General features: G+C 35.3%; 35 protein-coding genes and 1 tRNA gene. 28 read left to right on the plus strand and 8 right to left on the minus strand.

Annotation, left to right across the window (positions count from 1 at the left end; all coding sequences use genetic code 11):
• Positions 1 to 107 precede the first annotated feature (107 nt).
• Positions 108 to 1,445 (plus strand): MATE family efflux transporter, encoded by a 1,338-nt coding sequence (locus ACSV4D_RS09215; RefSeq protein ID WP_439228041.1) that lies wholly within the window; start codon positions 108 to 110, stop codon positions 1,443 to 1,445.
• Positions 1,446 to 1,676: 231 nt separating this feature from the next.
• Here ACSV4D_RS09215 and ACSV4D_RS09220 read toward each other — a convergent pair whose 3' ends face one another.
• Together ACSV4D_RS09220 and gcvT are read right to left on the minus strand one after the other, a co-directional pair.
• Positions 1,677 to 2,399, minus strand: a complete 723-nt coding sequence (locus ACSV4D_RS09220; protein WP_408082127.1) for a YebC/PmpR family DNA-binding transcriptional regulator — start codon at positions 2,397 to 2,399, stop codon at positions 1,677 to 1,679.
• A gap of 56 nt (positions 2,400 to 2,455) precedes the next feature.
• Positions 2,456 to 3,538, minus strand: coding sequence for a glycine cleavage system aminomethyltransferase GcvT (gcvT, locus tag ACSV4D_RS09225; protein ID WP_439228042.1), 1,083 nt, complete (start codon positions 3,536 to 3,538; stop codon positions 2,456 to 2,458).
• Between the two features lie 179 nt (positions 3,539 to 3,717).
• Between gcvT and ACSV4D_RS09230 the strand changes: the two genes are divergently transcribed.
• Positions 3,718 to 4,563 (plus strand): NAD(P)H-hydrate dehydratase, encoded by an 846-nt coding sequence (locus ACSV4D_RS09230; protein ID WP_439228043.1) that lies wholly within the window; start codon positions 3,718 to 3,720, stop codon positions 4,561 to 4,563.
• Positions 4,564 to 4,726: 163 nt separating this feature from the next.
• On the opposite strand, the gene ACSV4D_RS09235 is transcribed toward ACSV4D_RS09230, so the two are convergent.
• The 4 genes from ACSV4D_RS09235 to ACSV4D_RS09250 all read right to left on the minus strand — a co-directional run bounded on the left by ACSV4D_RS09235 (position 4,727) and on the right by ACSV4D_RS09250 (position 11,767).
• The gene (locus ACSV4D_RS09235) at positions 4,727 to 5,506 is read right to left on the minus strand and encodes a hypothetical protein (protein ID WP_439228044.1); all 780 of its coding nucleotides are present in this window, start codon (positions 5,504 to 5,506) and stop codon (positions 4,727 to 4,729) included.
• A gap of 448 nt (positions 5,507 to 5,954) precedes the next feature.
• Entirely contained in the window at positions 5,955 to 8,039 is a 2,085-nt protein-coding gene (locus tag ACSV4D_RS09240; protein WP_439228045.1) for a beta-galactosidase, read from the minus strand.
• 66 nt (positions 8,040 to 8,105) lie between these two features.
• Entirely contained in the window at positions 8,106 to 8,900 is a 795-nt protein-coding gene (locus tag ACSV4D_RS09245) for a DUF1961 family protein (protein ID WP_439228046.1), read from the minus strand.
• A 125-nt stretch (positions 8,901 to 9,025) separates the two neighbouring features.
• Positions 9,026 to 11,767 carry a hypothetical protein gene (locus tag ACSV4D_RS09250; RefSeq protein WP_439228047.1) on the minus strand — a complete coding sequence of 914 codons (2,742 nt, stop codon included), beginning with the start codon at positions 11,765 to 11,767 and terminating at the stop codon, positions 9,026 to 9,028.
• Between the two features lie 313 nt (positions 11,768 to 12,080).
• Here ACSV4D_RS09250 and ACSV4D_RS09255 point away from each other — a divergent pair, with 313 nt between their 5' ends.
• The gene (locus tag ACSV4D_RS09255; protein ID WP_408082120.1) at positions 12,081 to 12,290 is read left to right on the plus strand and encodes a hypothetical protein; all 210 of its coding nucleotides are present in this window, start codon (positions 12,081 to 12,083) and stop codon (positions 12,288 to 12,290) included.
• Between the two features lie 1,596 nt (positions 12,291 to 13,886).
• Here the strand turns inward: ACSV4D_RS09255 and ACSV4D_RS09260 are convergent.
• Positions 13,887 to 14,279, minus strand: coding sequence for a helix-turn-helix domain-containing protein (locus ACSV4D_RS09260; RefSeq protein WP_439228048.1), 393 nt, complete (start codon positions 14,277 to 14,279; stop codon positions 13,887 to 13,889).
• 88 nt (positions 14,280 to 14,367) lie between these two features.
• Between ACSV4D_RS09260 and ACSV4D_RS09265 the strand changes: the two genes are divergently transcribed.
• Entirely contained in the window at positions 14,368 to 14,568 is a 201-nt protein-coding gene (locus ACSV4D_RS09265; RefSeq protein ID WP_439228049.1) for a hypothetical protein, read from the plus strand.
• Here ACSV4D_RS09265 and ACSV4D_RS09270 read toward each other — a convergent pair.
• Complete coding sequence (locus ACSV4D_RS09270) at positions 14,555 to 14,965, minus strand: hypothetical protein (protein WP_439228050.1); 411 nt, start codon at positions 14,963 to 14,965, stop codon at positions 14,555 to 14,557. The genes ACSV4D_RS09265 and ACSV4D_RS09270 overlap by 14 nt on opposite strands.
• Before the next feature lie 102 nt (positions 14,966 to 15,067).
• On the opposite strand from ACSV4D_RS09270, the gene ACSV4D_RS09275 reads away from it, so the two are divergent.
• The 24 genes from ACSV4D_RS09275 (at position 15,068) to ACSV4D_RS09390 (ending at position 26,679) form a co-directional block, all read left to right on the plus strand.
• Complete coding sequence (locus ACSV4D_RS09275; RefSeq protein WP_439228051.1) at positions 15,068 to 17,011, plus strand: hypothetical protein; 1,944 nt, start codon at positions 15,068 to 15,070, stop codon at positions 17,009 to 17,011.
• A gap of 63 nt (positions 17,012 to 17,074) precedes the next feature.
• Positions 17,075 to 17,941, plus strand: a complete 867-nt coding sequence (locus tag ACSV4D_RS09280; RefSeq protein WP_439228052.1) for an AAA family ATPase — start codon at positions 17,075 to 17,077, stop codon at positions 17,939 to 17,941.
• The gene (locus ACSV4D_RS09285; protein ID WP_439228053.1) at positions 17,922 to 18,374 is read left to right on the plus strand and encodes a helix-turn-helix domain-containing protein; all 453 of its coding nucleotides are present in this window, start codon (positions 17,922 to 17,924) and stop codon (positions 18,372 to 18,374) included. The genes ACSV4D_RS09280 and ACSV4D_RS09285 overlap by 20 nt, the downstream gene beginning before the upstream one ends.
• A complete protein-coding gene (locus ACSV4D_RS09290; RefSeq protein WP_439228054.1) occupies positions 18,355 to 18,993 on the plus strand; it encodes a hypothetical protein in 639 nt (212 codons plus the stop codon). The genes ACSV4D_RS09285 and ACSV4D_RS09290 overlap by 20 nt, the downstream gene beginning before the upstream one ends.
• A gap of 12 nt (positions 18,994 to 19,005) precedes the next feature.
• Positions 19,006 to 19,410 (plus strand): hypothetical protein, encoded by a 405-nt coding sequence (locus ACSV4D_RS09295; RefSeq protein WP_439228055.1) that lies wholly within the window; start codon positions 19,006 to 19,008, stop codon positions 19,408 to 19,410.
• Between the two features lie 251 nt (positions 19,411 to 19,661).
• Positions 19,662 to 19,883 carry a hypothetical protein gene (locus ACSV4D_RS09300; RefSeq protein ID WP_439228056.1) on the plus strand — a complete coding sequence of 74 codons (222 nt, stop codon included), beginning with the start codon at positions 19,662 to 19,664 and terminating at the stop codon, positions 19,881 to 19,883.
• Between the two features lie 21 nt (positions 19,884 to 19,904).
• Positions 19,905 to 20,147, plus strand: coding sequence for a hypothetical protein (locus tag ACSV4D_RS09305; RefSeq protein ID WP_439228057.1), 243 nt, complete (start codon positions 19,905 to 19,907; stop codon positions 20,145 to 20,147).
• A complete protein-coding gene (locus ACSV4D_RS09310; RefSeq protein WP_439228058.1) occupies positions 20,147 to 20,827 on the plus strand; it encodes a DUF3164 family protein in 681 nt (226 codons plus the stop codon). The genes ACSV4D_RS09305 and ACSV4D_RS09310 overlap by 1 nt, the downstream gene beginning before the upstream one ends.
• Positions 20,828 to 20,964: 137 nt before the next feature.
• Positions 20,965 to 21,174 (plus strand): hypothetical protein, encoded by a 210-nt coding sequence (locus ACSV4D_RS09315; protein WP_439228059.1) that lies wholly within the window; start codon positions 20,965 to 20,967, stop codon positions 21,172 to 21,174.
• Positions 21,175 to 21,176: 2 nt separating this feature from the next.
• The gene (locus tag ACSV4D_RS09320; protein ID WP_439228060.1) at positions 21,177 to 21,326 is read left to right on the plus strand and encodes a hypothetical protein; all 150 of its coding nucleotides are present in this window, start codon (positions 21,177 to 21,179) and stop codon (positions 21,324 to 21,326) included.
• 19 nt (positions 21,327 to 21,345) lie between these two features.
• Positions 21,346 to 21,469: transfer RNA gene (locus ACSV4D_RS09325), tRNA-OTHER, on the plus strand.
• 22 nt (positions 21,470 to 21,491) lie between these two features.
• Positions 21,492 to 21,728, plus strand: a complete 237-nt coding sequence (locus ACSV4D_RS09330) for a hypothetical protein (RefSeq protein ID WP_439228061.1) — start codon at positions 21,492 to 21,494, stop codon at positions 21,726 to 21,728.
• Positions 21,715 to 22,062, plus strand: coding sequence for a hypothetical protein (locus ACSV4D_RS09335; RefSeq protein WP_439228062.1), 348 nt, complete (start codon positions 21,715 to 21,717; stop codon positions 22,060 to 22,062). Before ACSV4D_RS09330 ends, ACSV4D_RS09335 begins: the two co-directional genes overlap by 14 nt.
• The gene (locus ACSV4D_RS09340) at positions 22,062 to 22,316 is read left to right on the plus strand and encodes a hypothetical protein (protein WP_439228063.1); all 255 of its coding nucleotides are present in this window, start codon (positions 22,062 to 22,064) and stop codon (positions 22,314 to 22,316) included. Before ACSV4D_RS09335 ends, ACSV4D_RS09340 begins: the two co-directional genes overlap by 1 nt.
• Before the next feature lie 397 nt (positions 22,317 to 22,713).
• Complete coding sequence (locus ACSV4D_RS09345; protein ID WP_439228064.1) at positions 22,714 to 23,073, plus strand: hypothetical protein; 360 nt, start codon at positions 22,714 to 22,716, stop codon at positions 23,071 to 23,073.
• Entirely contained in the window at positions 23,070 to 23,402 is a 333-nt protein-coding gene (locus tag ACSV4D_RS09350) for a hypothetical protein (protein ID WP_439228065.1), read from the plus strand. The genes ACSV4D_RS09345 and ACSV4D_RS09350 overlap by 4 nt, the downstream gene beginning before the upstream one ends.
• Positions 23,403 to 23,843 carry a hypothetical protein gene (locus ACSV4D_RS09355; RefSeq protein WP_439228066.1) on the plus strand — a complete coding sequence of 147 codons (441 nt, stop codon included), beginning with the start codon at positions 23,403 to 23,405 and terminating at the stop codon, positions 23,841 to 23,843.
• Positions 23,844 to 23,851: 8 nt separating this feature from the next.
• A complete protein-coding gene (locus tag ACSV4D_RS09360) occupies positions 23,852 to 24,091 on the plus strand; it encodes a hypothetical protein (protein ID WP_439228067.1) in 240 nt (79 codons plus the stop codon).
• Between the two features lie 5 nt (positions 24,092 to 24,096).
• The gene (locus ACSV4D_RS09365; RefSeq protein ID WP_439228068.1) at positions 24,097 to 24,843 is read left to right on the plus strand and encodes a hypothetical protein; all 747 of its coding nucleotides are present in this window, start codon (positions 24,097 to 24,099) and stop codon (positions 24,841 to 24,843) included.
• Positions 24,821 to 25,243, plus strand: a complete 423-nt coding sequence (locus tag ACSV4D_RS09370) for a hypothetical protein (RefSeq protein ID WP_439228069.1) — start codon at positions 24,821 to 24,823, stop codon at positions 25,241 to 25,243. Before ACSV4D_RS09365 ends, ACSV4D_RS09370 begins: the two co-directional genes overlap by 23 nt.
• Position 25,244: 1 nt before the next feature.
• Positions 25,245 to 25,739, plus strand: coding sequence for a hypothetical protein (locus ACSV4D_RS09375; RefSeq protein WP_439228070.1), 495 nt, complete (start codon positions 25,245 to 25,247; stop codon positions 25,737 to 25,739).
• Between the two features lie 4 nt (positions 25,740 to 25,743).
• The gene (locus tag ACSV4D_RS09380; protein ID WP_439228071.1) at positions 25,744 to 26,070 is read left to right on the plus strand and encodes a hypothetical protein; all 327 of its coding nucleotides are present in this window, start codon (positions 25,744 to 25,746) and stop codon (positions 26,068 to 26,070) included.
• Between the two features lie 37 nt (positions 26,071 to 26,107).
• Entirely contained in the window at positions 26,108 to 26,314 is a 207-nt protein-coding gene (locus tag ACSV4D_RS09385) for a hypothetical protein (RefSeq protein ID WP_439228072.1), read from the plus strand.
• The gene (locus tag ACSV4D_RS09390; RefSeq protein ID WP_439228073.1) at positions 26,311 to 26,679 is read left to right on the plus strand and encodes a hypothetical protein; all 369 of its coding nucleotides are present in this window, start codon (positions 26,311 to 26,313) and stop codon (positions 26,677 to 26,679) included. Before ACSV4D_RS09385 ends, ACSV4D_RS09390 begins: the two co-directional genes overlap by 4 nt.
• The last annotated feature ends 13 nt before the right edge of the window (positions 26,680 to 26,692 follow it).

Consider the following 26,692-nt stretch of genomic DNA (forward strand, 5'->3'; position numbering starts at 1 on the left):
TTCGTCGCCTTTCTTTAACCTGAACTTGTTTCAGATTCTATAAACCCTGTTTCGATAGAAACGGGATTTTTTGTTTTATGCTATTTTTGTAAAAATATTATCTTATCATGGGAAAACAAAAACTAGTGGATATGACTCGTGGACCTATTGTTCCGCAAATTATTCATTTTACCTTACCATTAATAATAGGCAATTTTTTTGTTTTAACATACAATGCAGCTGATTCTGTGATTGTTGGACGTTTTATTGGCGCTGATGCCTTAGCCGCACTTGGTGCTGCCAGTCCGGTGATGAATGTTTTGCTTTTTTTGATTATCGGGATTTGTCTGGGAATGTCAGTGTTGATGGGGCAGTATTTTGGAGAACAAAATTTTGATAAACTAAAACGTGTTATTTCCACTTCTGTAATTTCCGGATGTTTGTTTACTATAGTGCTAATAATTTTGGGTTTTTTCTTTTCCCGAACTATACTTTCATTTTTGAATACGCCATTAGCGATTCTGGATGATGCTACTTCTTATCTTCAGATTATCTTTGCGGGTCTTGTTTTTACTTTTATCTATCATATTTATGCTTCTACTTTGAGAAGTATGGGAAACTCTAAAGCATCTCTTTATTTTTTAATTGCTTCTGCATTGCTTAATATTGTTTTAGATATTCTGTTTGTTGTGGTCTGGGAGAAAGGAATTCATGGTGCAGCCTGGGCAACCGTTGTTGCCGAAGCCGTAGCTGCTTTGTTGTGTATTTTGTATGTTCGGTTTTATATTCCTGTTTTAAGATTTAGCAGTAAAGAGTTTGTATTTGACCGCGGTTTATTCCGAATTATTTTTAGTTACAGTTCGGTTACAGCAATGCAGCAAATTACGTTGCATTTAGGTAAATTTCTCATTCAGGGCGCTATTAATCCTTTGGGTGTGGTTGCTATAGCTGCTTTTAACGCGGTAAGCCGAATCGATGATTTTGTGATGATTGTTCAGCAGAATATTGCTCATGGAACTACAGGATTTATAGCTCAGAATAATGGTAAAGGAAATTTTGTACGCATTCGTAAAGGCTTTTTAACAGGATTGAAAATGGAAGTGATTTATACGGTACTGGTTTCTCTTATTGTGTTATTCTTTTCGAGAGCGTTAATTTCATTATTTATGGGGAAAGAAGAATCAGAAGTGGTTAATGCCGGTGAGCAGTATTTAAAAATAATGATTTTAGTCTATCTGTTACCGGGAATTACGAATTTGATTCAGGGTTATTTTAGAGGCTTAGGGAAGATGAAAGTCACTTTGAATGCTACTTTTACTCAAATGGCGGGCAGAGTTATTGCCGCTTATTTTCTAGCTCCTTATTTTGGGATTAAAGGAATTGCTCTGGCGTGTTTAGTGGGATGGATTTGTATGTTATCTTATGAAACACCTATTTTTTACAAGACGTGGAAGCAAACTAAATAGTTTTGTTTATTCCGGACTGCGTTAGGGATGGAAGCGGCATCCTTTTGTGAGAGCAGTGATTCTGAGGTTTAAACTTATAGTGCCCGAACAAAAGATACAGCGTACAGCCCGGCCTTGTTGCGGATAAAAATAGGCTGTTTTACGAAAAAGTGCTGCAACAAGGGAACGCCATAAAAAAAGAGCTTAACATGATGCTAAACTCTTTCTTTGTTAATATAATTTTATTGAAGATTAGGCTTCTTCATTTTCTTCCATGGTATGATAAACGTTCATCACGTCATCATCCTCTTCAATTTTCTCGATAAGTTTTTCCACATCGGCAATTTGCTCCGGATTCAGTTTTTTAGTGATTTGTGGAATTCTTTCAAAACCGGAAGAAAGTATTTCGATGTTTCTGTTTTCCAGCTCTTTCTGAATGGTTCCAAAGCTGTTGAATGGAGCGTAGATTAAGATACCGTCTTCGTCTTCAAACACTTCTTCGGCACCAAAATCAATGAATTCTAATTCTAATTCTTCGGCATCCAGACCTTCTTTCGGAATTCGGAAATTACAAGTGTGATCAAACATAAATTCTACCGAACCTTGTGTTCCCATCGTACCGTTACATTTGTTGAAATAACTACGAATATTGGCTACAGTTCTGTTGTTATTGTCAGAAGCCGTCTCAATAAGGATAGCGATTCCGTGAGGTGCATATCCTTCAAATAAAATTTCTTTATAGTTGGCAGTATCTTTGTTTGTTGCATTTTTAATAGCGCGTTCCACGTTATCCTTAGGCATGTTCGCCGCTTTAGCATTTTGAATAACGGCTCTCAATCTGGAATTGGCTTCAGGATTAGGTCCGCCTTCTTTTACGGCCATTACAATATCTTTACCTATTCTTGTAAACGTTTTTGCCATTGCAGCCCAACGTTTCATTTTTCTTCCTTTTCTAAATTCGAATGCTCTTCCCATTTCTGATTATTTTTTGACGATGCAAAATTACAATTATTTTGTTTTTTTTAAAGTTTTTAGTTTTTATAAAATGGCATTTTTACCACTTTAGCAGGGACATCTTTTTTTCTGATTCGAATAAAGATTTCTGAATCAACCGCAGCATTTTCTGTTGTAACATATCCCATTCCGATTCCTTTGTTCAAAGAAGGGGCCATAGTTCCGGAAGTTACAATTCCGATGGGATTTCCATTGGTATCAACAATTTCGTAATCGTGTCTTGGAATGGCGCGTTCCTGCATTTCAAAACCAACTAATTTTTTAGTTACTCCGGCTTCTTTTTGTGCTTTTAAGTTCGCTGAATTGGTAAACTCTTTGTTGAATTTAGTAATCCAGCCTAATCCGGCTTCTATTGGCGAAGTAGTATCGTTGATGTCATTTCCATACAAACAGAATCCCATTTCGAGGCGCAAAGTATCACGGGCGGCTAAACCAATAGGTTGAATTCCAAAAGGAGCTCCGGCTTCAAAAACTTTGTTCCAGATTTGTTCTACTTCTTCATTTTTACAATAAATTTCAAAACCTCCGGCACCGGTATATCCTGTAGCCGAAATAATTACATTTTCGATTCCGGCAAAATCACCCACTTCAAAATGATAGTATTTTATAGCTGCTAAATCTACTGATGTCAGTGATTGCAAAGCTTCTGCTGCTTTAGGTCCCTGAATAGCCAATAAGGAATAATCATCAGAAATGTTTTTCATGTCAACTCCTAAATCATTGTGAGCTGAAATCCAATCCCAGTCTTTATCAATATTTGATGCATTAACGACTAACAAATACTTTTCGTCTTTGATTTTGTAAACCAATAAATCATCTACAATTCCGCCATCGTTATTAGGCAAGCAAGAATATTGCACTCTTCCGTCGGTTAATGTTGCAGCATCATTTGAAGTTACTTTTTGAATCAACGCTAAAGCATTAGGTCCCGAAAGTAAAAACTCCCCCATGTGCGACACATCAAAAACACCAACAGCCGTTCGCACGGTTTCGTGTTCAGCATTTATTCCTTCATAGGTGATAGGCATATTGTATCCTGCAAACGGCAGCATTTTTGCTCCCAAAGCTTCGTGTATGTGCGTTAGCGCAGTATTTTTCATTATGATTTTTTGTAAATTTTGATGGCGCTAATTTATTGCTTTTATTTTGAGTAACAAAGGTGTGAGAGTCAAAGTTTACTGTGAATAAAGCCATTGTTTTTTTATAAAAATAAAGAGAACACGTTTTCTATTCGGTGAAATAAAACTAAATTAGAGGAAAATATTCTAATGAAAATGATATGATCACTTCTGTTTCAATTGATAAAAGGGAAATTTTAAAACATTATCAAAAGATAGCTGTGGATACCCACAAAGGGATTCAGGGACATGCTTTGATTATTGGGGGAAGTTACGGTAAAATTGGTGCTGTCTGTTTGTCTTCCAAAGCCGCTTTGAAAACAGGTTGCGGATTAGTGACTGCTTTTGTTCCAAAATGTGGTTATGAAATAGTTCAAACATTTATTCCCGAAGTGATGGTTTTGACGGATGTAAAGAAAAAATGCATATCTAACATCAATTTTAATTTTCAACCCAATGCTATTGGAATTGGCCCAGGAATAGGACAGGATGAACTGACTCAAAAAGCTTTTTTGAAATTTCTGAAAACAAACGAAACTCCTCTGGTTATTGATGCTGACGGACTGAATATTTTATCTGCAAATAAAACATGGTTTTTGCTTTTGCAACCGAAAACCATATTGACACCACATCCCAAAGAATTAGAACGCCTGATAGGAAAATGGAATTCAGAAGAAGAGAAATTCGAAAAAACCATTTCTTTTTCATTGCAGTACCATGTGATTTTAGTGATGAAAGGCGCACCAACGCATATTGTTGATGGCGAAACCATTTATAAAAATACAACCGGAAATCCAGCTCTGGCAACAGCCGGCAGTGGAGATGTATTGACCGGAATCATTACGAGTTTTTTGGCACAGGGTTATGAATCAGTTCAGGCTGCGATTTTAGGTGTTTTTTTACACGGATTAACAGCTGATATTGCTGTACCCAAAACCAGATTTCAATCGTTTATTGCTTCGGATGTTATTAGTCATATTGGTGAAGCTTTTTTGATTTTGGAATGAAATAGCTGCGGGTAAAAGCTAAAACTAGTTTCTGTTCTTCGAAGTTAGGAGACTTTACCACACTAGGACTTTTACCGTAAACTTGTCATTCCGAAGAATGAGGAATCTCATCAAGTAACTCAACAAAGTTGCTCATCTTTGTGGAAATGGATTATAAATCCGCCTATCGGGTTAATTTAAAAATTTCCTTTTCAATTTCTTCGATTGATTCATATTCAAACTCGTTTTTTATAGCTTTTTCAAGAATATCTTTAGCTATAAACTTGTAGTTGTCTTTAAATATAATGCTTTGAATGATTTTTAAATATTTCCTATAGTAATTAGGTAAATTATTGCTTTCCAATAAGGTATTGACATCATTTTGTTTTAAAGTTATCAAATCTTTGGAATCTACTTCATTGAGCCATAAAACATCTGCCAAAATCTCAGAATAAAAACTGTTTAATTCACCAGTCTTATTTTTTATTAACTCATTTGTTCTAATATGATTAATCTCATGTTCTTTAATTATTTTAAGAAAGATATCGTTATGAGAATTTGGCAAAAAGAAACACATATATTCATAAGGTCTTGCATCTATTGGACTAACTGTTGCGTCAAATTGTATTTTCCCTTCGGAATATTCGGGAGTAACATTAACAATATTTATTTTTAATTCAACATTACTTGGAAAAGATTTGGTTATTATTATTTCTTTAAGTTCATATTTTCCTTCAATTAAATATTTGTTGTGAATACCCAATCTTATAAAGTAGTTCTCATATATTTTGAAAGTAAAGCCACTTCTTTTTTTTAATTCATCTTTAAATAGGTCTTTGTTTTTTATTGTCATTACATTGATTTTTTTTCTAATTTCATTAAAATTAATTGAATCATTTTGCCCAAATAATGACAAAAAATTAAAAAACAAAAGAAAAATTATTAAGTTTTTCATCTCTTTCATAGCTTCAGTTTCTGAAAATTATCGCTAACTTGTATATGTGTCATAAAAGTACACAAAGCGATTCAGTTTTGGGTGGAAATGTCTGATAAACTTCAGCGTTTATTCGTTTTTCAAATATAGAAATTAAATCTTACAAACTACATTTTTAATTAGTTAAGTCTTTTTTGAGCTTAGTAGCGTAAAATAAGGCTTCTCGATACAAATTTTCAGAAAAAGCGATTCGCATTTTCTGAAAATTCACTCGAAGTGACGATTTTTTTACTTAATTAAATTGTGATTTTAGGATTAATAAAAAAAAGCCTTAGCCCAATCTTAATTTAGATTTTTGCTAAAGACTTTTGGAAATTTATTTTATAAATCGGGCTAAAGCCCGACCCAATTCATACTTTAAAATAGGTATTGATTTAAAAATCAGTGACTATCCGTTAAAATCAGTGTCATCCGTGGCCTAATTTTTCCATACCAACACATCAGCCGTTTTCATGGATTTTGTTCCAATGATAATTTCAGCATTGGCAGGCAATTTCATTTCATACACTTTATCCGAATAGTTTACGGCAATCCCAAAACCATCACGGTATTCAACCATAATTCCTTCCGGATAATTTTCAATCGCAATATTTTGTTGTTGGTATAATTTAGTCAAGACTTGTTTTTCCAAATCTCCTTTTTTAGAATCCACACCAATATAAGTTACCGTTCCGTTGCCTAATTTACGCGAAGTTACCGCAGGAGTTCCTGCATAGAAATCCCCCTGAAAAGTACCCCAGATTTCAGTTCCTTTGTTTGGTTTTAACAAATCGCCCCAAGAAACCCATTCAAAATCCCGATTGTTGAATTTAATTTTATCGGGAGATTGTGGCATTAATAAATCATAAGATTCAATTTCGGAACCAATTAATTGCCACATTGGTTTGTAGAATTTGGCTTCCCAAAGATGTCCTTTTCGGTTTTGAATTCCAGTACGACAACTCAATATTAAGTTTCCTCCGTTTTGTGCGTAAGCCGCCAGTTTATCAATCATTTGTTGATCGATCATTTGGTAAGCAGGAACAATTAAAACGGGGTATTTAGAAAAATCAGTCGTATCTCGAACAAAATCTACCGGAGCGCCAAAGGATTTCATCGCTTTGTAATACTTTAAGAAATGATTCTCCGTGTTCCATTGATTGGTTTGTTTGTTCAGCTCAATTCCCATTACATTATCGGCATTGAATAAGATTCCTGTTTTGCGTTGTACATATTCCTTTGGCAGTTGGGCTTTAGGATTGTATTTTTTACGTAAAATATTGATGTCTTTGATAAATTGGCTGAATTCTAGTCCGCCAGTTGTTGGAGTAACGCCATCAGGACCAACAATTCCGTAATGAAATTGTTCGTAACCGTACAATGGCGCGCGATAGCGATAGGTACAAGTAAACTTACTTCCTCCGGCAAAAACATGCCACAACCAAAGTCGCATGGCTCCCGGTAAAGGTTGCGGATTAATGCTTCCCCAATTTACCTGACCGGGTTGTAATTCCATTACGCCATAAGCGCCTTTCATGGGACGGAAAAAATCGTTAGCCATCGCAATTCGGGAATATTCACCCACACGATACCCTTTTGGACCAATGCCTAAATCGCCTCCGTAAACCATATAGCGGGTGTAAGAAACAAAGTCCAATTCTTTACTTGCGCCTACATAACCCACATCGTACATTGGAATATAGTTAGAAGTAATCCATTGATTTGGATTGACATACTGACGAATCACTTTAGCCTGTTCATCTAAAAATGATGCTGTTTCATGATCACCAAAACGGTAATGATCCAGTTGGGCGTGTAAATTCATTCCCCATAACGAATGCAACGGAAGATTAATTTCGTCAAAAGTACTGTAAGTACCGCTCCAGAAACTATTTCCCCAGGTTTCATTAAGCGTTTCGATATTTTTATATTTTTCTTTTAACCAGTCGCGGAATCGTTGTGGTGCATCTTTTCCATAATCCAGAGCACGACGTGGCTCATTATCCAATTGCCAGCCGATAACATTTTTGTCATTTCCATATCTTTTGGCTAATTCGGCAATCATTTTCATCGAATACGAATGGTAATAATTGCTTGAAAAAGTAGCGTGTTGTCTTGTGCCGTGATCCATCTTCGTGCCGTCTTCATTAGTTGCCAAAACATCCGGATGTTTGCGAACCAGCCACACCGGAGGCGTAGCGGTAGATGTACACAGAATTACTTTAAGATGGTATTTTTTAGCTAATTCTAAAGATTTGTCAAGCCATTTAAAATCGTATTTTCCTTCTTCGGGTTCGAGTTGTGCCCAGGCAAATTCGCCAAAATGCGTGAATTCAAATCCCATTTTTTCCATGTTTTGAAAATCGCGTTCCCATTGCGCAGGATCCCAATGTTCGGGATAATAATACACTCCAACAGTTGTTAAATCTTTGGAAGGAAAGAATTTTTCGAATTTTTGAGCAAAAGTACTTGCGCTAAATAAAAGTAACAATGCCAGAAAGCATTGAGTAGTTTTGTGATTCATATTAAAGATGGTTAGTTAATAGTGAATTACAAATCTAAGTTTTTTTAGTTATAAAGTGTAATTTTCTCACTTATTTGTGTAAACAGAAAAATCTTTATAAAGTGCTGAACGGCTCGCCATTTGTCTTAAACCAATTCGACCTTCATGAAGCGAAGGCTGATTTTTAAGATCCCAACTGAAAAGTTTTGAAGTGTTTTTTGCTACTACATTAAAGAAGAGTTTTTCGTTGGTTTTGATAACCGTAATTGTATAAGTTTCATCCGTTTTAAAAAGTCCGGTTTCAAAAAAAGGATTCGGGATTTCTGTGGTAGTGTTGAAGTTTTGTCCTTTCTCCACAGGATATTGGCGCACTCTGATGTAATCTTTGTTTTTATCAGTATTTTTATTGTCAAAAGAAGCATAGCTGATATGTAATGCTTTCATGTTGTTGAAATAGATTTTCATAGCAGGAATTTCTCTTAAATGATTCCACTTTGAAATATCTTTCACAAAAGGTGTTTTGCCGGTTCCGGTTGCCTGAAGGTACAAAATAACAGCCCATTTAGTTGCCGAATCTTTTCTGGTAAAGTTGTATTCTATTTTGATGTTGCCTTTAAAAGAATCCTTTGTCCAAAGAACAGCATGATCCGAATCGGATGCTGCTTTTACTCCGGCATTAAACAGCATTCCGGCTTTGGTATTTTTGACAGAAGCCTGAAGTCCGTCCAGAAACCATTTCGCTTGCCAGTTTTTAGTTCCGCTATCCTGAAACTCTAATTTCCATTGTCTGGACTCATTGATAATGTCAAATTCTTTATTTTCAGTATTTTGAGCGTTTATCGAAATGCAGAAAAACAGTATAAGAAGTTGCTGTAAATTCATTTTTGATGTTTTGTTTGTTCAGAAACCTACCCGGCAATCATTTAATTCTAATGCTTTAACAATGGCAAGTATTTCCATGATAAATATATCTTTTTCTATAATGCTTATCAGTTCTTCTTTATATTTCATTTATTGATAGTGTCGTTTATTTCATAATTAAGTTCCTGATAACCAATTTCTCCTTTGTCGGAAATGGCTTCTACGATGACCATCATTTCATCTTTGTTATCTGTATTGTAAAAAGAAGCAAATGCTTTGCCTGATGCATCTGTTTTTAGTACGGGCTGCCAGTGTATCAGTGTACGAATGTCAGTATGCTGCCAATCATCCGGCTGAATGTTGTCATATTTTGGAGCATAAAATTCTTTGGCTGCAGCAAAAACAGGAACAGTGGTCTGGGTTAAACCTTTTGATTTTTGCGCACCTCCAAGACCTATTCCGGCATGGGTATAAATCGCTATGACATTTCCCCAGGGAGGAGCTAGAAAAGCACAGTTGGGAAGGTCATTAAATACCTCACAATACAATGTGGTAAAACCTTTGGCATTTTCGATAATTTCAAAACTACTTACTTCACTCGGTGAGATGTTAGGAATATGCATATAATCATAATGAGGGATAACAATACCGTCAACAAGAACAAGGGTAGCTTCGTTGTTCACTGTGGCATATAAATTTTGATCCGGCATTATTTCTATTCTTACTTTATCGGGATAATTAAATAACAGCACACTGTATAATCCGTAGGACCATTTTTTTTCTTTGGAAAGAATTTCTTTTCCTTTGATTATGGTTTTTGGTTTGCCGTATTTCTCTGTTACTTTTTGTTTATTTGGCGTCATTTTAGCATTCACTTTTACCTGATCTAAAAGAATACCGCCAAACTGTAAATTGAATTTTTCATCGATTTCTTTTTGTTTTTTACTTTTTTCAATGAATTTCACTACAATGCTGTCGGGTTGTTCAATAGCCTGAGTAGGTTCAAAGGTAATTGCAGGTGATTTTTTTTGGTCTAAGACAACCGAATTGCTTATTTTTTTATCTGATTTATTGGCAGTCTGGATAAGGACTTCTATTTCTTTTCCGTATTCGTCATTTAAATCAAATTTAAATTTCCCCAGACTGTCTGTTTTTTGTTTGTAAAATGATTTATCCCTACCGGAAGTCATCATGGTTAATTCGACATCTTTTTTTCCTTTTTTTGCTGAAAAAAGATTATTGACTCTCCCTGATACGGTAAGCGATTTTTCAGGATTGATGCTTAGAGAAGATTTATTAGGTTTCGAATAATTGTATTTACTCCATCCCTGGGTAAGCATTAAAACCTCTAAATCTTCATGCATGCTACTGTCATTCTTAAAGTAATAACCGGGATTTTCGATGTTTCCTTTTAATTCTGAGTCTATTAAAAAATACGATAGGATATTTTGACGCAGGTTTTGCATCTTTCCTAATTCTTCTTTATTGACGACCAGTACAGAAGTGTTAGCATGTACAGCTTCTCCGTTATTATGAGTAGTTTGAATAGTAAGATTAGTCCGTTCCCGTTTGTTGTAATTTTGTTTGTCAGTAGTAAGATTGATTTTTATCCGGCTTTCCGGTTTTTCATTAAAATAAAGTCTTTCTGCAATTGGTTTTTTGGAATTGTTTAAAATACTAAATGCAATAATCCCTTCGGGAATTTCAGTAGTAGAGATTAAGGACTGGTAAAATCCCTGATTAAGGCGAATCTTTTTTTCATACAAATCAATTCCTCTAAATGAAATCCGAACAAAAATACTGTCGTTTTTCATGTAGTTGGATAGGGCTTTAAGCACCACTTTATTACCTTGTTTGTAAACGGATAAAATAGTTCCGCTGGCAGCCACATCAGGTAGAGGATATAAAGATTTGTCGTTCAGAGAAGGTTTTAATCGGGCATAATATTTTTTAGAACTATCTGCGTTAGTAATAAAGAAACTTCCCATTCCGAGGCTGTTGCTTTTAAACGTTGTGATGTGGTTTTCCTGTTCATCAATGATATCTCCTTCAATTGTTTTTCCTTTTCCGGTAGCTGCTGTGGCTTTAAAACCCACTTTATTATTCAGTCCGTGAACCAGTTCTCCGCTTTCCGGGAAAAACTGCAGGTCTGTATATTCCTGGTTTAAAACAAATGTTTTGGAAGCCGTTTTCTGGTTTTCAGTTTCTATTTTTAAAGTTGCGAACTGGCTTTCTTTTTCAATAGGATAGTCCAGAATATACTGCTCATTTTTTCCTTTTTTAATAAGCAAACTGTCTTTTTTATCATCAACACTGATATATACGTTTAATTTGTTTTTTTGCAGGGAATCAATAAGCTGCGGATTAAAAATTACTTCCAGATGATCGCTGGCTGTCTCTTCTTTGATTAGTCTGATGTTTTGAATTGCAGCCGTATTTTGATTTTCTGTTGGAAATACCTGAATGTATTCTTCAAAGAAAAAAGCATCATCAAAATTCTGATTCCATTGCGTATACGCTCTGATTAGGTAATTGCCTTTTTGTATTTTTTTATCTAAATCAAAATTCCCCTGACCAATTCCGTTTTCTATTTTGATTAATTTTTTTTGCAGTATCACTTCATCAGCACCGATTAACTCTGCATACAACACACCGCTCAAAGAGGAAGGAATATGTTCGGAAGCATTTGAAACAATGCATTTAAACCAGACTGTATCCCCGTTAGTATATACTTTTCGATCCAATTGCAGATAAATTTTTTCTGCAAAAGATGCATTCGAAACAACCCACTTATTTTCCTGTGCCCAAAAAGATAGTGGAAACAGCAGTAAAAGCTGAAGAAGGAGTGTTGGTATATTTATACCAGTTTTATTGGATGATTTTTTCATGATCGCTTGTGAATTGATTTTAATGAATTGCTTATCGATTGATAATCTTTCAATTACAGATAACAAAATCTGTTTTGAAAAGTATCAAATATAAAAATAAAATCATTTATAAATACGATTTTTCGTATTGATGTGGAGGTGGTAAATCCAACTGATTCATTTTTAAACTGCTTTATGGAAAGCAAAATCCAACAGCTGTCTATAAAATTATATAAATTAATGCGATAATCATGTAACAGGATTTTATGGCTTCGTCTCTAATTTGGCAATTGTAAATAATAACAATTAGTATTAATATTTAATTATAAAAGCCATGGATTCAAATTACATTATCAATAGACTTAAATCGACCCTTTTTAAATATCCAACAGTTGACGTTCTTAGAAGCAGATTGAAAAATCTGGACGAAAAAAAGAGAAATACTATTGTATCCAGTTTGAAAATTGAACTTTACAAACATAAAAATTCGGATATTCACGAACCCCTGATAGAATTGCTTTATAAAATGCCATTGGCATCATAAAAAACAAACGGCAAGTTATTAATTTTAACTTGCCGTTTTTTTTAGATATAAGTAGGATTTTTGCGAAAGGTGTGAGGCTTTGCTGTCAGGTTTGTATTGACAACTTGCAAGTTGCAAGAATATAAAAATTAGTAAAAGTTTTTTCATAGATTCTACTTTCCGGTAAAGTGATTTATCATTGCACACAATGTCAGTCTGAATCTGTCTATTGAGAATCTCATATTTGAGATTTTTCTTTGGTAGCCCTCCGAATACTTTCTAAATTTGAAGAGGTTTTTTCACAGCCTGACGTTCCGCCTGTAGCCGCAGTCGCGATCTAAGCGAGACGAATTTCTTGTTGCCGAAGATAAAAATTAAATCGTGAAATGATATTTTCTGGCTACCGAAAACCAGCGATTGAGGTTACAGGCTGTTGGCGGCTGTGCAAATTAATTGATCCATTCTACTACAAGGACAGGAAAAATTCCTCCCGTTGCTATAAAGATTGCATTAAAAAAGCCATCTTTTAATAATTTCAAATCGTTAGACCAAAATGTGTCTTGAGGATTCGAACCGTACATTTCTTTATAGAGAAATAGCAGAATTTTAAAATCCAATAGGGCGAAAAATGGTATTTGAAGCAATTCAATATCATCAACCTCTATACTACTTTGTTTTAACAAAAAGGATATGAGAGCCAATATAAAACTCGCTATTAATAAACGAATGTTATTCTTTCTATCAAAAAGAAATTCTCTTTTAAAGAAGAATATTATATGGATAGTAGTTGCTATTAAAATATAAAAGATCATTTTCGGTTATTATTTCTATGCATTGACGCCAACTAGTATATAGGCGAAATAAACCTTCGTATATACACCCAAAATCGGGTAGATTAGCGAAGGTTTGTTTCGCTTTTATTATTTTCAAATATATTTAAATATTCTTACAAAACAATCTGTTTAAAAAAGAATTTTCCTTGTATCAGCGTTTGCGTGAGGGATGGGAGTGGAGCTCTTTATAGTTTTCCTTCTTTATATAGGGGGTATAACCAAAAGTATTAAAATACATAATATAAAAAAGCCCGAAAAAGTCAATAAAATCAAGGCTTAACATAAAAAAGACCGACAAAGCAACTCAAAACGAAATGTATTTTTACTACCATTTAAGTACCATTTAAAGAACCTTTTTAAACGCTTTAAATACTCTTATTACCACTAAAACCTATAAAACCCTTAAAAACTACCGTTAGAGCCTTAAAAATAACGTTTTTCTATAATATACCAACCGTTTAAAACACTATTTAAACGGTTTTTTTATGCTCGTTAATGAGTGATTCAGCTATTTAGTAAAACAATTGTATTTTTTGTTTTGGGTATTCAGTTGGGTATTCAGTTGGGTATTCAAAAAGGCATAAAAAAAGGAGTATTAACAAAGAGTTAAAACTTTAAAAAGTGATTTAGACACTTAAAAAAAGTATATAACAGGGGGGATAATACCATAAAAAAAGCGGTTAAAAACCGCTAAAACACAACGTAAAACATTGTAAATTAATTATTTAACTTGGTTTGTTGTTGATTTTTGTCTAAAAACTATCTGACAATCCACATAGCAGGTTTATCCTGCCTTTCTTTTATTGGTAAGTGAGGCTATTTTTTCTTCTAGGTGATTGATCTCTTTTTTTAAACAGTCAATAGTTTCCTTTCGGGCTTCTGCTAAATCTTTATAATTGATATTGTACACTTCGGTTTCTTCATTTAACTGATTTGTAATTTTTTGTTCACCTATAATCTTATTAATAGGCATTAATTCTAAATCGTGATGTATTAAATCAGTTTCAGAAATGTCAAAATATTTAGATATTTTAATTAAATCCAAAAATTTAGGATAAGATGTTCCTAGCTCGTAATTGTTCCATTGAGACCTTGAAAAGCCTGTTTTTGAAGCTATTTCATCCAATTTACACCCTTTTTGTTTTCTTAGATATGTGAGGTTTTTGCTAAAATTCATAGGATTGTATAAATTAAAATGTAAAATAATTTGTCAATGTCAAATAATTTGATTTATATTTGCTTAACAATTTGAAACAAATTAAGCAATGAGCAAAAATAAGCAAAAAAAGGACTACGCAACCTACAATCCTGCAATTATCAAAAAACTAAAAGAAAAGTATGGTTTATCCACCCAATTCATAGGCCAGTCACTTAGAGGCGATAGAACTAGTGAAACCTCTACTAAAATTTGTGAGGATTACAAGCTAATGGAGAAAGAAATCAATAACGCAATCAAAGATTTGTAAAAGCAAATAGTACTAACAACAACATCGCTACAATAAATGACAATACGCAAACGACTTCTAAGATTTTGGCTCCGATGTTATATCCGGGGTAGAAGGGCTTGTATGCTTCTGCCCCCTTACTTACCTGTTCGTCTATATTTTCCACAATATCCATGCAAGTCTTGCGAAAAGAAAATAATACAATGTATGAAGCAATTGTGCCGCACAGGATACACACCAATAATAAGACGAGTGAACATAGGATCAGGATGCTGTGATATGGTTTCTGAGATAAAGAAATCAATATGGCAAGAACGGCGGAGGCGGTGGTAACCAGATGCTTTACAAAATCAAAAGAAGCAGCAAGCATTTGATAGTTAGAGTCTTTAAACTCATCAAAGGAATTAGGAAATTTCATATTACTATTATTTATAAGTGAGATTGTAAAAATAGTAAAAATCCCGCCACGGCTTAGCGTGGTTTCGACACCACGGCGGGAACAAAACCAAACAATAAAATTATGTTTGAATATCAACAAAATACACTTTGCGTTGCTAGTACGTGGCTTTGGGATAATCAAATTGTCTCACAGGTTAATTTTAATAATCTTGTTCAACGAGGTCAAATTAAACGAGTAACAATCGGCGGTAACGGTCGTAAAGCATTAGTAGCCTACGAATCTATTCCTGACCGGTTTAAGAAAAAAATTCGTGAAAAAGGAATTGATCCTTACGCATCAGTCAAAAATATTGTCTTTGGTGATTATATGGAATGGGATCATGATGCTGAACATTATTTCAGAGATTACATTTTAGAAAACGGCTCACACCTTCCAGAGGAAAAGCAATCCGAATACACGCATCAAGCCATAATGTTCAATGCCGTTATGCATATCGCTACTAATGTAGTGGTTCAAAAACGTTTTGGTGGCAAAAAACAAATGTGGGATAGAATGTTAGAAGCAATCGGGAACCTGCCTGAGACATGGCTCCACACCCGTTATAAAAACGTGGTTTCGTTCAAAAGAGCTTTGCAAAAGTATCAAGATGAAGGCTACAGTTCAATTGTGTCTGGTAAATGGATGAACTCAAACCCTTCCAAAATTGTAGATGAAGTGGCTGACTTTATTTTATCTCAATATTGCCTGCCTGTTAAATACACGACATCTGAAGTATTAAAAATTTACGAATCAGTAAGAGAGACCAGAGGCTGGAAAACCTTAAGTGAGCGTGCCATTTCCGCTTGGTTAGACAAAACAGAGCAAAAACGCATTTGGATGCTGGCTCGCGATGGAAAAGAAAATTACATGAAGCACTTTGGACATACAGTGACCCGAAATCGTAAAGAATGGTTTCCTAATGCTTGGTGGGCTATCGATGGTACCAAACTGGATTTGGTACACTTTGCCAATAACAAACAAAAAATGGCTGCTGAGTTGAAAATAAACGTTGTTTTTGACGTTCACAGCGAAAAAATCATTGGGTGGGACATTGCATACTCTGAAAACCACGCATCGCATTTTAGAGCTATCAAAATGGCCGTTAACGAGGCAGGTTGTCGCCCGTATTTGTTCACTTATGATAAGCAGTCAGGACACACCTCAGGCAAGATGCAAAACCTTTACGATAAACTACCCGTAAAAGGACACCATTACAGCCACAAAGTGAACAGAAAATCAAGTCCGGCAGAACAAATATTTAACCGCTTGCAACAACAGGTTATCTCTAAAATGTGGTTCTCTGACAAGCAAAGCATCAAGGTAAGAACAGCTACTAACAAACCGAACACCGATTTTATTGTAGAGTACAAAGAAGCACTTCCGACAGTAGATCAGTTCAATGCAATTTTCACAGCATTAGTTAACAAATGGAATGCCGGAAAACAAGAAGACTGGGATTATAGCCGAAACGAACGCTATAACGAGGAAACCGAGCATCGTGAAGAAATTAGCATCATGGATCAATTGTCAATGTTTTGGATTGACGAAACTAAAACCAAAAAATACTACGCTCACGGAATGCCACTGACGGTTGAAGGTAAAGATTACATCTATGAGGTGTATGACGAAACCAACAACATCGACCTTGAATTTAGAAGAAAATATGTTGGCGAAAGTTTGATTGTTCGCTATGATCCTGAGCGATTGGATGAATTTGTAGGCTTGTATGAACTGACACCATCAGGAGAAAAGAAATTTGTTGCTTATGCCCAATCCAAACGAATGCACGAGTCTATTCCGGTTCTAATGAAAGGAAATTCAAGAGCGTTACTCGATCAAGATATTGCCGTAAGAGATGCCGAACTAAAACGAGATCAGGAAGCCTACGAAAGATTAATCCAGCGAACCGGAATTACACGTGAGAGCTTAATTGAAGAGCAGGAACTCATGGTTAAGTTTCAGGGGCACTTACCCAAAGAAGAGCAAATGGAAACCGACCGAACCTCTTTTTATTCCAAATTTTAAAACCATTTAAAAACTGTTTAAAAAAGTATTTAAAACCATTTAAAAGTATTTAAAATCTATAAAATGACACAACAACAAAAAATAAAAATTGTAGAAGATTTAGAAATGTTAATCCTTCAAAAAGGCTCTCAAAACAAAGTAGCTGCCGAAATGAAAAGCGTATCAGCTGCCACGCTTTCGCAAATGCGAAACCATAATTGGGAAAACATTGCAGATGAAATGTGGCGTAAAGTAGCTTCTTATTTAGGTACCAATGACAAAGAGTGGGTGTACTGTTCAGAGACACGTAACGCTGCGGAACTAAGAAGAATTTATGACGAAGCACAACGATTTAGAGAGGTATATGGTATTGTAGGACCTTCCGGGCATGGGAAAACAGCATCAGCCAAAGTTTATGAAGAAAATAACCGAAATGTCATTAACATTTTTTGTACCAACTATATGGATGAACGCAGTTTTTTAAGCGAAGTATTAGCAAAAATGGGTAAGGATTCGGCGGGTATGACAGTTACCAAACTAATGGGGAAGATAGTTTTAGAAGTGAAATCAAAAGAAAATATCCTATTTATTTTCAATGAATTTGACAAACTCAACGATAAAGTAATCTATCTGTTTATTTCTCTTTTCAACGAACTTGAAGATGATTGCGGAATGGTGATTTCAGCAACTCATTTCTTAGAAAGAAAAATAGCTAAAGGAGTTGTCCTGGACAAAATGGGCTATCGCGAGGTTTTATCCAGAGTGGGCGGTAAATTTTTTGAATTAGAACCAAATAACTACGCCGATACTTTGAAAATCTGTTCAACAAACGGTGTAACCAACGAGGAGGTAATCAGAACCATATACAGAGATTCTAAAGGAGACGGACGACGCATCAAAAGATTAGTAAACAGTCACAAAAGAGCCAACAATGAAAGAATTACAGTTTAGGTACCATCCAATAGTCGTAGGACTTAAGATAAACGAAGACGGTTCTGAAATTTATTTAAACGGGCTGTTGCTAAAGCAATTTGTAAATGATGTAAATCGTCAAAACCCTACACTCAAAGTCAATTTTGGAAATCGGGCGCATTCAGTTATTCGTTTGGTTTGCGAGGCTTGGAATGGATTGAGTGAAACCACCTCCCAACGAGCCAGTAAAATTAATCAGCTGTCAAACAATCATTATTCGAATTTGGAATGGAAAGAAGGAGCATCCAATGGAGTAGGCAATTTTAAACAAAAACTTAATGCGACAGATGTTGACGAAATATTGCAAATGATTGAGACGGGAAAATCGCTTAAAAGCATAGCCCAAATTTACGGAGTACATCAATCAACTATAAGCCGATTAAGAGATAAATATGTCGAAAAAGATAAATAGAGCCTATTCAGTATCCAACGTTCTTTCAAAAAAATTCAACCCGCTAGATTTTACGGGTGAGTGGAAAGCCTCTCTCGGACAACCAGACAAAGCCTTTTCTGCTATCATCTATGGAAACACAACCAACGGTAAAACCGAAGCAGCTATAAAGCTCGCTAAGTATTTAACCAATTTTGGAAAAGTGGCTTATGATTCCTTAGAACAGGGACTCTCGGCAACAATACGAGACGCATTAATTAGGAATCACATGGAAGACTTAGAAAACTCTTTTATCCTTTTAGATCGTGAGCCATTTGATGAGTTATTAATCCGAATGAATAAGCCAAAGTCACCCGATTTTTTGTTTATCGATTCGGTTCAATATACCAGGATCACGAAGGCTCAATATTATCAGCTTAAAGAGTTGATGTTAAAAAAAGGAAAAGGAATCATTTGGATATCACAAGCTAAAGGTAAAAGTCCAAAAGGAGCATTAGCAGACGATATCATGTTTGACGTTGATTTGAAATTATGGGTTGAGGGATTTAAGTTATTCCCTGACGGACGGTTAAACGGTGGTGGTGAGCCATTCGTTATTTGGGCGCAAAAAGCCGCTAAATATTGGAAAGAAATAGTATAAAGTAACAACATCATGAAAACAACAAAACCAACACAGGAAAACACAGTAGAGTATTTAATGGATTGTTTACAGTCCACAGAAACTAAAGAAGATTTTTTACTTCTGTTCTGGATACATTGGGTAGAAAATGTAACTATTCGAACCCGTGATTTTCAAAACGTTTTAGCAAGTTCATCCGTTAACAAATGGTTTTTATTCGAATTAGCCAAAGAAGAAAACGAGTTTCGAATACTCGCCGCCCGTTACGTAGAAATTAAGGGTAAAGACAGAGACAGGCTGTACTGTGATTGTATCAATAAAATGATGTCAAAATTTCCAAAAGCTCTTTTAGATCAAGCACAAAAAAGAGAAGTGAAGCCACAATATACCAAAGTAAACGGAATACATATCGAGTCACCAATCATAAATCTAAATTAACCAATGACACCACAACAAATCACCAACAAAATAGCCGAATTAGAACAGTGGCTACGTGACAACCCCAACCACGAGAACCGAACGATTATAGAAACTGACCTACGAAAGCTCAAAGAGGAAAATATCCCTCGAACCTACGAACGCGACACCTTCGACCTTAGAGAACATCAATTTTATCCACGCCCATGAATATAGAACAAATAAGCCAACGACTCCAAGACCTCCACACCGTATTGTGGTACTGCTCAGATATGCAAAAAGAAGGTAGGATTTATGTTTTTCGGGTTGGGGAAAGAATCCTGATCAATCAGGAACGAGCGGCATTATTCAGTCAGTTATCCCGCTACTACGGCGAAAACTGCCCCGAGGACGTAAGAACCTACGAATTACCGGCGCACATTGAGGCAAAAGTAAAATTCACTTTAGAACGAATAGAAACCACACGTTGGGGAACCTTTCAAGAAATTAAATAAGTAACATAAACAACAAAAATAATGAGTACAGTAAAAGTTAAAATCGACATTACAGAAGAATTAATTAAATGCGAAATAGAAGGTTCAGGAAAAGACCTATTGAACCAGTTAACCCACTTGTTTGTGCATGATAAACAAGCCTTGCAATTGTTTGACATGGCTATAAAAATGGCAAAAACTCACAATTTGATAGAACTCTTTGAACAGGAGGAAAAAACCGAGAAAACTGAGAATGAAGTAAAAACTGAAAAAACAAAAGAATAATGAATACAGAAACACTTATCCCCGAGGAATTAAAAAAATTCACACCAGAGCAATTAAAAGCAGCCTTAGCCGCGCAAAACGAGAAGAAGGACGAAGACAGAGCCGCTTATAAAGATTTATCAGAAGAGGCAGCCGCTAAAGCGATTTTTAAACTGTCGATTGCTTCCGAAGTTTTATCTAACGCCAAAACCGAAGTATTCCAATACTTTGAAAACATTTTAAAAATGAAAGCCGACTTGTATGGCGTTAAGGCAAAACAGCAGAGCCACACCTTTAGATTTGACGGTGGCGAAATTACCATCGGTTACCGTATCAATGACGGTTGGGACGACACAGTCAATGAGGGAATTGCCAAGGTAAACAACTTTATCAGCTCCCTATCAAAAGATACCGAAACCGCGGCTTTGGTTAACGTTGTTTTCAGTCTGCTAAAAAAAGACGCCAAAGGCAATTTGAAAGGATCTCGAGTGTTAGAACTCCAAAAACTGACTAAGGAGTTCGACAATGAAGAATTTACCGACGGTGTTGAGATCATTGCAGCCGCTTACAAGCCACGTCGCTCTGTTTGGTTTGTCGATGCCACACTAATAGCTGAAGACGGTACCAGAATACCAATCCCGTTAGCCATATCATCAGTTGATTTCTCACAAGGCTATAAGTTTGATTTTTATAACGAATAGCTTCCCGAGGATGCAACCGCCTAGCACCACCACAGTACTACTGGCAATCTTGCTGGTAGTACTTAACAGAAAACAAATCATTGAGTACTTCCAATGGCTCAAATTCAAGATTACAAAATCAATACAACAGCGACAAAATGAGCGTAGAAATAGAAATAAAACCAATAACAGACCACGAGCGGTACTCAGTCGACGGCTTACTAGTTTACAAGGACAAATTTGGAAACTGGTCTTGTATGGTTGATTTAACACCCACCCAAATGAGCGCCTTTAAAAACTACGAGAAAACAGTAATCAACAACCCAAGATTCAAAAAACACACCAAAGCAACCTATAAAACAAAATAATTATGGACAAAGAATTTATAGTTTTTTACGAGCATACCGATTACGGTTATTATTCTACAATAATAGACGCTGAGAGCATAGTTGAAGCCCTTAAGGATTTTAACGAAAATTATGTGCATGATGGTATTTACGGAATAATGCAAAAAAGATAACAAACCCTGAAAACGGTTTTCCTGAGTGGCTTAATTGGTAAGCGGGCAATATGAACCCGGTAGCGGTAGCGCGTGAAAATACTCGTAAAGTAGCGGCAGCGGAAAGGTTTGAGTTTATGCGGGTTCGAATCCCGCCTCAGGAGCTAACAATAAAACAACAACAAGATGACATCAACATTTTTAAAAAACAAAGGAAAAGACTATTTCAACGGTAAAAAAGCCAAAGTATTGGTTAAGCAAAGAAACATTGGCGGTGATGAAATTAATCAGAATGAGATTGTAACAATACTGAATAAAACAAGAGACAGCGGTATTGGTTTAGACATAGAGTCTGATAAGGGGATTATTATCTGTGGTGTATGGTGCGAACAATTAGAACTTATCAAAGATGACAGCAACTAAATCACCCTATCTATTCGAAGGACAAGGTTCTGCAATAGATGACTACTTAAAACCCAAAACCGATAACCCAAAACAGACAACAAACAACTCCAAAAATTGGGGTTTATTCGATAAAAAAAACAAACAACACCTAACCTTGCTCTCACAGCTCCGAACCTTACAATGGACGGTTAAAAGTGAAAAATGGGGCGAAGTGGCAGACCTTAATAGATTATCTGACTTTTTAAAAAGTGATAAATCACCGGTTAATAAGCCTTTAAAAGAAATGGAACCGAAAGAAGTTTCAAAAATTATCGAGTGTTTTAAATCAATGGTAGTAAAAAGGTATAAATAATGGAAACAATAAAAATTCTTATCACTGCAGCTGTAACCAGCATTTGTTTTTTGGTCTTTTGTGCCGGTTTATTCCCGCCCGATCCTCCAAAGAAAAAGAAGAAAAAGAAGAAAAATAAAGTAAAAAGCAAGCCCGAAAAACCGCTAGAGGCCTACTGTTTTGAGTGTGAAACAGAAATGCCGGTAAAAGAAAAAAACGGAAAACTGTTTTGCAGCAACTGCGGATTAATTCACTGGCAAAATGGAGGGGTTTAGTATTACCGAAGTATGTCCGCACGACATAGCCGAAATTAAAGTAATACACAGCTGTGTTACTTGCGAAACTACCCAACTGGTTTGCTCTGATTGTGGCGAACCTTTAGAACCACCTAAAACAGAATGTTAACATGAGCGAATTTGGTCAATTTCAATTTGGGAGAATCGTCCCGCGGCATTTGTTTAATAGTGAAATAGAACGATTAATCATTGAGTATTGTAAGGAAAACGATTTGATTTTACCACAGGATTTCAGTCGCCGTCATTATGTTTTTTATTCACGACAAGAACCTTGGTTTATGGGTGTTGAATACTCAATATTGTTTCAAGCCAGACTTAAAACCGAAGACGACGTACTTCGCGAACAAATAGAATTTCAAATTAAACAAATGGAACAATGAGAGCAATAACAAGTAAAGAAGAACTTCTTAAAAAATTAAAGAAAGAAAATATCCTAAGCGATGGACACATTTGCTATCTAACGAATTTTCATAAAACCAAAGTCGGGAAAGTCTTAGTTCTCAAACTAATTAGGGAACGAGTTTTGGAAAAAACCGTTGGAATGGGGAGTTGGTTTGAAACGCAATGGAAACTACGTAAACCAGTAGGAACTCATCAAGGTGTTGAAATTTTTGAAGACCAACAACGGAATCAATTCTTTTTTAGAGTACCAAAAGGAGTTTATGACATTGACACCTATGAATTATGTATTAAGAAAATTGAGTACTTAAAAAATCTAGGAGAAAAATTAAAATGAAAATAGACTTAAGATTAGCCCCCGAAACAGCTTTAATTATAGCTGCAACAATTGAGGCGGTTTACAATACTAAAGCACACACCAGGCGACATAAATCGACTTTATCAATTGCCTTAGATGTTGCTGCTAAACTCGATGGAAAAGCGATTCATATTAAAGCTAAAATGAATCTTTTTGATGCCAAAAAGAAAATAAAAGTAACACTAAAGTATCACGAAGCCGATATGTTGGAATTACTACTTATTCAACAATTAGAAGGAATTCAAGACACTTACATTAGACAACAAATCCAAAAAACAATTAATGATCTAAATCAAAAACTTGCTTAAATGGAACAAATCACCCGAACCTATACAGTAACAATTGAGCGTGGCGATGTATGGCAATTTAAATACAATTTAAACGGTGTTTTAGTGTACTACGATGTAATGAAAGGCGATTTATCTAAAGAGCATGAAGAGTTTTTATTTATCAAAGGTAAATTCCCCTGGAAAGAAGATCAGATTAAAAACTGGGGTAAGAAAAACACAAAAATTCTGGTAGAAGTTGGAGAGCCTGATTTATCCTTTGAAAGATTTCATAAAAAGGTATATCCATACAATCCACTGTCAAAAAAGAAAATCGCACTCGAACGTTGGCAAAAATTGACTAAAGAGCAACTCATTAAAATATTCCAAAAAACACCTGAATTCATTAGGCTAAAAAACAAAGAAGGAACAGCATTCCCGTACCTCGAAGTTTATATAAAAGCTGGATGGTGGGATCAATAAATAAAATTATGAAAGAACTAATAGAAAACTCCAAAGCTTATCAAAGCTTCGAGCCACACGCCCAACAAATGGTAATCAAGCGCGTGAACCGCCTCAAGATTGAAGACGCCATAATCCAAGCCCGCCACCTCGGGCTGGAACAATGGAACTCCCAAACCGACCTCCCGCATAAATGGCGGTCAATCGTTAAGGAAATAGTAAGCTCAGTAAAAACAATAAAAATTCAAAGGTTTCCAAATTCTAATTAAATAAAATGGCAACAATAGGCAAATACGGAAAAGTTGTTTTTTCTGATCAGGATGTTCAGTTTATCAAAGACAACTTTCATAAAATGACTAATGATGAGTTAGCAGCTGCTTTAAATTGCAAGAAAACCATTGTACGTACTAAAGCTTACAGCCTTGGTTTAAAACGTATAGAAATGGAATATTGGACACCTACACAAGTACTTTTTTTGAAAGAGAACTATCAAAATATAGGTGATGTGGAGCTTGCGGAAATCTTCGAAAACGAATGGCCTAAAAATAAACCCTGGACAAAAAAGCACATTGAGAAAAAGCGGCGCTATTTGGGATTAAAACGTAGTAAAACAGCCTTACAGGAAGTCCATTTGCGAAATAAAATAAGTGGTCGTTTGGCGGTTGCTAATAAAAAACGTTGGGAAATTACAGGAAGTAACCCAATAGGAACTATTCTGTTTTGGAATACCAATGGCTATCAAATGGCGCATATAAAAACAGAAAACGGCTATGTGCATTATTCCCGTTGGCTTTGGAAACAACATTATGGCGAAGTTCCTCCAGGATTCAACATTGTACGAAAAGAAGGTTGTCCCGAAATACCCACCATTGAATTTTTAGAACAAATTTCTAACGCTGAGCTTGCCATTCGAAACAAACGAAAATACAGCCAGTTGCCACAGGAGCTCAAGGAAATAATTACACTTAAAAATAAAATCAACAAAACCATTAAAAACAATGACAACAGAAACAATCAATAAGCTAGATGCCATCATAGGTAAAACATTTTACTACAAAGGCAAAAACATCACTATCGACAAATACAAAGAGGTAAACAGTACTAATACAGTTGTTTTTGCGCCTCACCCAATGAATTTTCTAAACCATGAAATTCCCGAATTTTTAGACAATTTATTTGAACCCACAAACAAACCACTAACAGCAGCTCAGGTTCTGGTACCGCAAAAGAAGCTAATTGTTTTTGAACCCACTGCTGAGAACAAAGCCATCAAAGAAACTTTGTTAGAGACGTTGCAAAAAGTCAAAGATGATCCAAATTATATCAAACAGGCTAAAGCAGTTTGTGAAGTGGTTAATAGCTTCGTAGAGATACAAAAAAACGAAATTCAAATGTTGGGTATAATTAATAAATATAAGTAAAATGATACTACCCTTTAGCACACAACTCAACGGAAAGCCCACTTATTTTGTGGAGAAGATTTGGGAAACTATATTTCAAAAAGGTATCCAGATTAAAATGGGTGAATTTTTAGAATTAGCTCGTGAAGCTCTTCCTAAAAATTATATAGTTGGTACTCATAACCCCAAACTCCACACCATCCGTAAAGATGAAAAAGACCGTTGGAAAAAAGGGACAATGATTGACTTCTTTATCAATTGCCGCCAAAAGGATATATTCCGGTTTGCTCCTCGAATTCCTGTGGTGAGTACGCAAAAAATTCATGTTTTTTATATTACTGATGCGCCATACTGCTATAATGAACCTAGCATTTATATTGACGATAAAATATTACCAAATGATAAATGGTTAACATTAGCCCAAAACGATGGGTTCGACACTATAGAAGATTTCTTTGCTTACTTCAATGAAGATTTTAAAGGTAAAATAATTCACTGGACGGATTTAAAATATTAGAACTATGAAAAAAAAAATAACACTGGAAGAGCTTGACGCTATTCACAACTTTATAAGGGAATCAAGGCATCATTTTGAATATATGGGCTGCCGGGCATGTGAGCTTATGATATGCATTCCTAATTGGTTAAAGATAGTATTAATAAATTACCCATTGGTTGATTATATCAGCTACCATCCTTCAGCCGAAATAGAAAGAAGGAAGCTATATGATTTTGAAATCAGACCTCATTATACAGATGAAGTGGTTTTATTTTTTAAAGATTATCACATTAACCCTGATTATTTTAAACCCGCTATTCACGTAATTCAATTTGAAGACAAAAAATAATTAGAATTTTTACTACATTTGAAATAAAAACGAAGTTATGAGTAACCAACACGAAAATAAATGGAGAGGAGTTAAAGTATTTATAGGCGGCAGAGAAATGAAAGGCATTGTATCGATAGATTATAATGAACCTGTTAATCTTGCCAAACTAGAGAGCGACTTACTTATAGCTGAGCAAAACGAAGAATACGAGCTTTGCGCCGAGATAAAAAAACAAATAGATCAATTAAAATCAAAACCATGAAAAAACTATTATTACTATTAATAACTTTAACTTTATTCTCCTGTAGCAAATCAAAAGTGAACGAGGTTGCCGCTTTTGAGTTAAACGGTGCCTGGTACTGGGTGGCTCAGTATGAAGACGGAGCGACTCAAAAAGATGTTGAGGAATATGTAAACAAATGGGCGAATCCAAATCAAACCAGTCACTTTTTTGTATATAATCAATCGATAGATTTATCAGTATTTAAAAATGAAGCATTTAATTTGAATAAGTTGACTGCAACTGTTTTAGCAAATAAACCGGAATACGGTTACTACAAAATACCTAATGATCCAAAACTACACAACGATGCTGTTTGGCTTCTGGAACAAGTTCAAAAACAATAATTCCCAATGCAAT

It is taken from the genome of Flavobacterium sp. ARAG 55.4 (assembly GCF_051846875.1).
GTDB lineage: Bacteria > Bacteroidota > Bacteroidia > Flavobacteriales > Flavobacteriaceae > Flavobacterium > Flavobacterium plantiphilum.

What these genes read in the sequence shown, in the direction of transcription:
- ACSV4D_RS09215 (WP_439228041.1), top strand. Translation starts at nt 108, where the DNA reads ATGGGAAAACAAAAACTAGTGGATATGACTCGTGGACCTATTGTTCCG.
- ACSV4D_RS09220 (WP_408082127.1), bottom strand. Translation starts at nt 2,399, where the DNA reads ATGGGAAGAGCATTCGAATTTAGAAAAGGAAGAAAAATGAAACGTTGG.
- gcvT (WP_439228042.1), bottom strand. Translation starts at nt 3,538, where the DNA reads ATGAAAAATACTGCGCTAACGCACATACACGAAGCTTTGGGAGCAAAA.
- ACSV4D_RS09230 (WP_439228043.1), top strand. Translation starts at nt 3,718, where the DNA reads ATGATCACTTCTGTTTCAATTGATAAAAGGGAAATTTTAAAACATTAT.
- ACSV4D_RS09235 (WP_439228044.1), bottom strand. Translation starts at nt 5,506, where the DNA reads ATGAAAGAGATGAAAAACTTAATAATTTTTCTTTTGTTTTTTAATTTT.
- ACSV4D_RS09240 (WP_439228045.1), bottom strand. Translation starts at nt 8,039, where the DNA reads ATGAATCACAAAACTACTCAATGCTTTCTGGCATTGTTACTTTTATTT.
- ACSV4D_RS09245 (WP_439228046.1), bottom strand. Translation starts at nt 8,900, where the DNA reads ATGAATTTACAGCAACTTCTTATACTGTTTTTCTGCATTTCGATAAAC.
- ACSV4D_RS09250 (WP_439228047.1), bottom strand. Translation starts at nt 11,767, where the DNA reads ATGAAAAAATCATCCAATAAAACTGGTATAAATATACCAACACTCCTT.
- ACSV4D_RS09255 (WP_408082120.1), top strand. Translation starts at nt 12,081, where the DNA reads ATGGATTCAAATTACATTATCAATAGACTTAAATCGACCCTTTTTAAA.
- ACSV4D_RS09260 (WP_439228048.1), bottom strand. Translation starts at nt 14,279, where the DNA reads ATGAATTTTAGCAAAAACCTCACATATCTAAGAAAACAAAAAGGGTGT.
- ACSV4D_RS09265 (WP_439228049.1), top strand. Translation starts at nt 14,368, where the DNA reads ATGAGCAAAAATAAGCAAAAAAAGGACTACGCAACCTACAATCCTGCA.
- ACSV4D_RS09270 (WP_439228050.1), bottom strand. Translation starts at nt 14,965, where the DNA reads ATGAAATTTCCTAATTCCTTTGATGAGTTTAAAGACTCTAACTATCAA.
- ACSV4D_RS09275 (WP_439228051.1), top strand. Translation starts at nt 15,068, where the DNA reads ATGTTTGAATATCAACAAAATACACTTTGCGTTGCTAGTACGTGGCTT.
- ACSV4D_RS09280 (WP_439228052.1), top strand. Translation starts at nt 17,075, where the DNA reads ATGACACAACAACAAAAAATAAAAATTGTAGAAGATTTAGAAATGTTA.
- ACSV4D_RS09285 (WP_439228053.1), top strand. Translation starts at nt 17,922, where the DNA reads ATGAAAGAATTACAGTTTAGGTACCATCCAATAGTCGTAGGACTTAAG.
- ACSV4D_RS09290 (WP_439228054.1), top strand. Translation starts at nt 18,355, where the DNA reads ATGTCGAAAAAGATAAATAGAGCCTATTCAGTATCCAACGTTCTTTCA.
- ACSV4D_RS09295 (WP_439228055.1), top strand. Translation starts at nt 19,006, where the DNA reads ATGAAAACAACAAAACCAACACAGGAAAACACAGTAGAGTATTTAATG.
- ACSV4D_RS09300 (WP_439228056.1), top strand. Translation starts at nt 19,662, where the DNA reads ATGCAAAAAGAAGGTAGGATTTATGTTTTTCGGGTTGGGGAAAGAATC.
- ACSV4D_RS09305 (WP_439228057.1), top strand. Translation starts at nt 19,905, where the DNA reads ATGAGTACAGTAAAAGTTAAAATCGACATTACAGAAGAATTAATTAAA.
- ACSV4D_RS09310 (WP_439228058.1), top strand. Translation starts at nt 20,147, where the DNA reads ATGAATACAGAAACACTTATCCCCGAGGAATTAAAAAAATTCACACCA.
- ACSV4D_RS09315 (WP_439228059.1), top strand. Translation starts at nt 20,965, where the DNA reads ATGAGCGTAGAAATAGAAATAAAACCAATAACAGACCACGAGCGGTAC.
- ACSV4D_RS09320 (WP_439228060.1), top strand. Translation starts at nt 21,177, where the DNA reads ATGGACAAAGAATTTATAGTTTTTTACGAGCATACCGATTACGGTTAT.
- ACSV4D_RS09330 (WP_439228061.1), top strand. Translation starts at nt 21,492, where the DNA reads ATGACATCAACATTTTTAAAAAACAAAGGAAAAGACTATTTCAACGGT.
- ACSV4D_RS09335 (WP_439228062.1), top strand. Translation starts at nt 21,715, where the DNA reads ATGACAGCAACTAAATCACCCTATCTATTCGAAGGACAAGGTTCTGCA.
- ACSV4D_RS09340 (WP_439228063.1), top strand. Translation starts at nt 22,062, where the DNA reads ATGGAAACAATAAAAATTCTTATCACTGCAGCTGTAACCAGCATTTGT.
- ACSV4D_RS09345 (WP_439228064.1), top strand. Translation starts at nt 22,714, where the DNA reads ATGAGAGCAATAACAAGTAAAGAAGAACTTCTTAAAAAATTAAAGAAA.
- ACSV4D_RS09350 (WP_439228065.1), top strand. Translation starts at nt 23,070, where the DNA reads ATGAAAATAGACTTAAGATTAGCCCCCGAAACAGCTTTAATTATAGCT.
- ACSV4D_RS09355 (WP_439228066.1), top strand. Translation starts at nt 23,403, where the DNA reads ATGGAACAAATCACCCGAACCTATACAGTAACAATTGAGCGTGGCGAT.
- ACSV4D_RS09360 (WP_439228067.1), top strand. Translation starts at nt 23,852, where the DNA reads ATGAAAGAACTAATAGAAAACTCCAAAGCTTATCAAAGCTTCGAGCCA.
- ACSV4D_RS09365 (WP_439228068.1), top strand. Translation starts at nt 24,097, where the DNA reads ATGGCAACAATAGGCAAATACGGAAAAGTTGTTTTTTCTGATCAGGAT.
- ACSV4D_RS09370 (WP_439228069.1), top strand. Translation starts at nt 24,821, where the DNA reads ATGACAACAGAAACAATCAATAAGCTAGATGCCATCATAGGTAAAACA.
- ACSV4D_RS09375 (WP_439228070.1), top strand. Translation starts at nt 25,245, where the DNA reads ATGATACTACCCTTTAGCACACAACTCAACGGAAAGCCCACTTATTTT.
- ACSV4D_RS09380 (WP_439228071.1), top strand. Translation starts at nt 25,744, where the DNA reads ATGAAAAAAAAAATAACACTGGAAGAGCTTGACGCTATTCACAACTTT.
- ACSV4D_RS09385 (WP_439228072.1), top strand. Translation starts at nt 26,108, where the DNA reads ATGAGTAACCAACACGAAAATAAATGGAGAGGAGTTAAAGTATTTATA.
- ACSV4D_RS09390 (WP_439228073.1), top strand. Translation starts at nt 26,311, where the DNA reads ATGAAAAAACTATTATTACTATTAATAACTTTAACTTTATTCTCCTGT.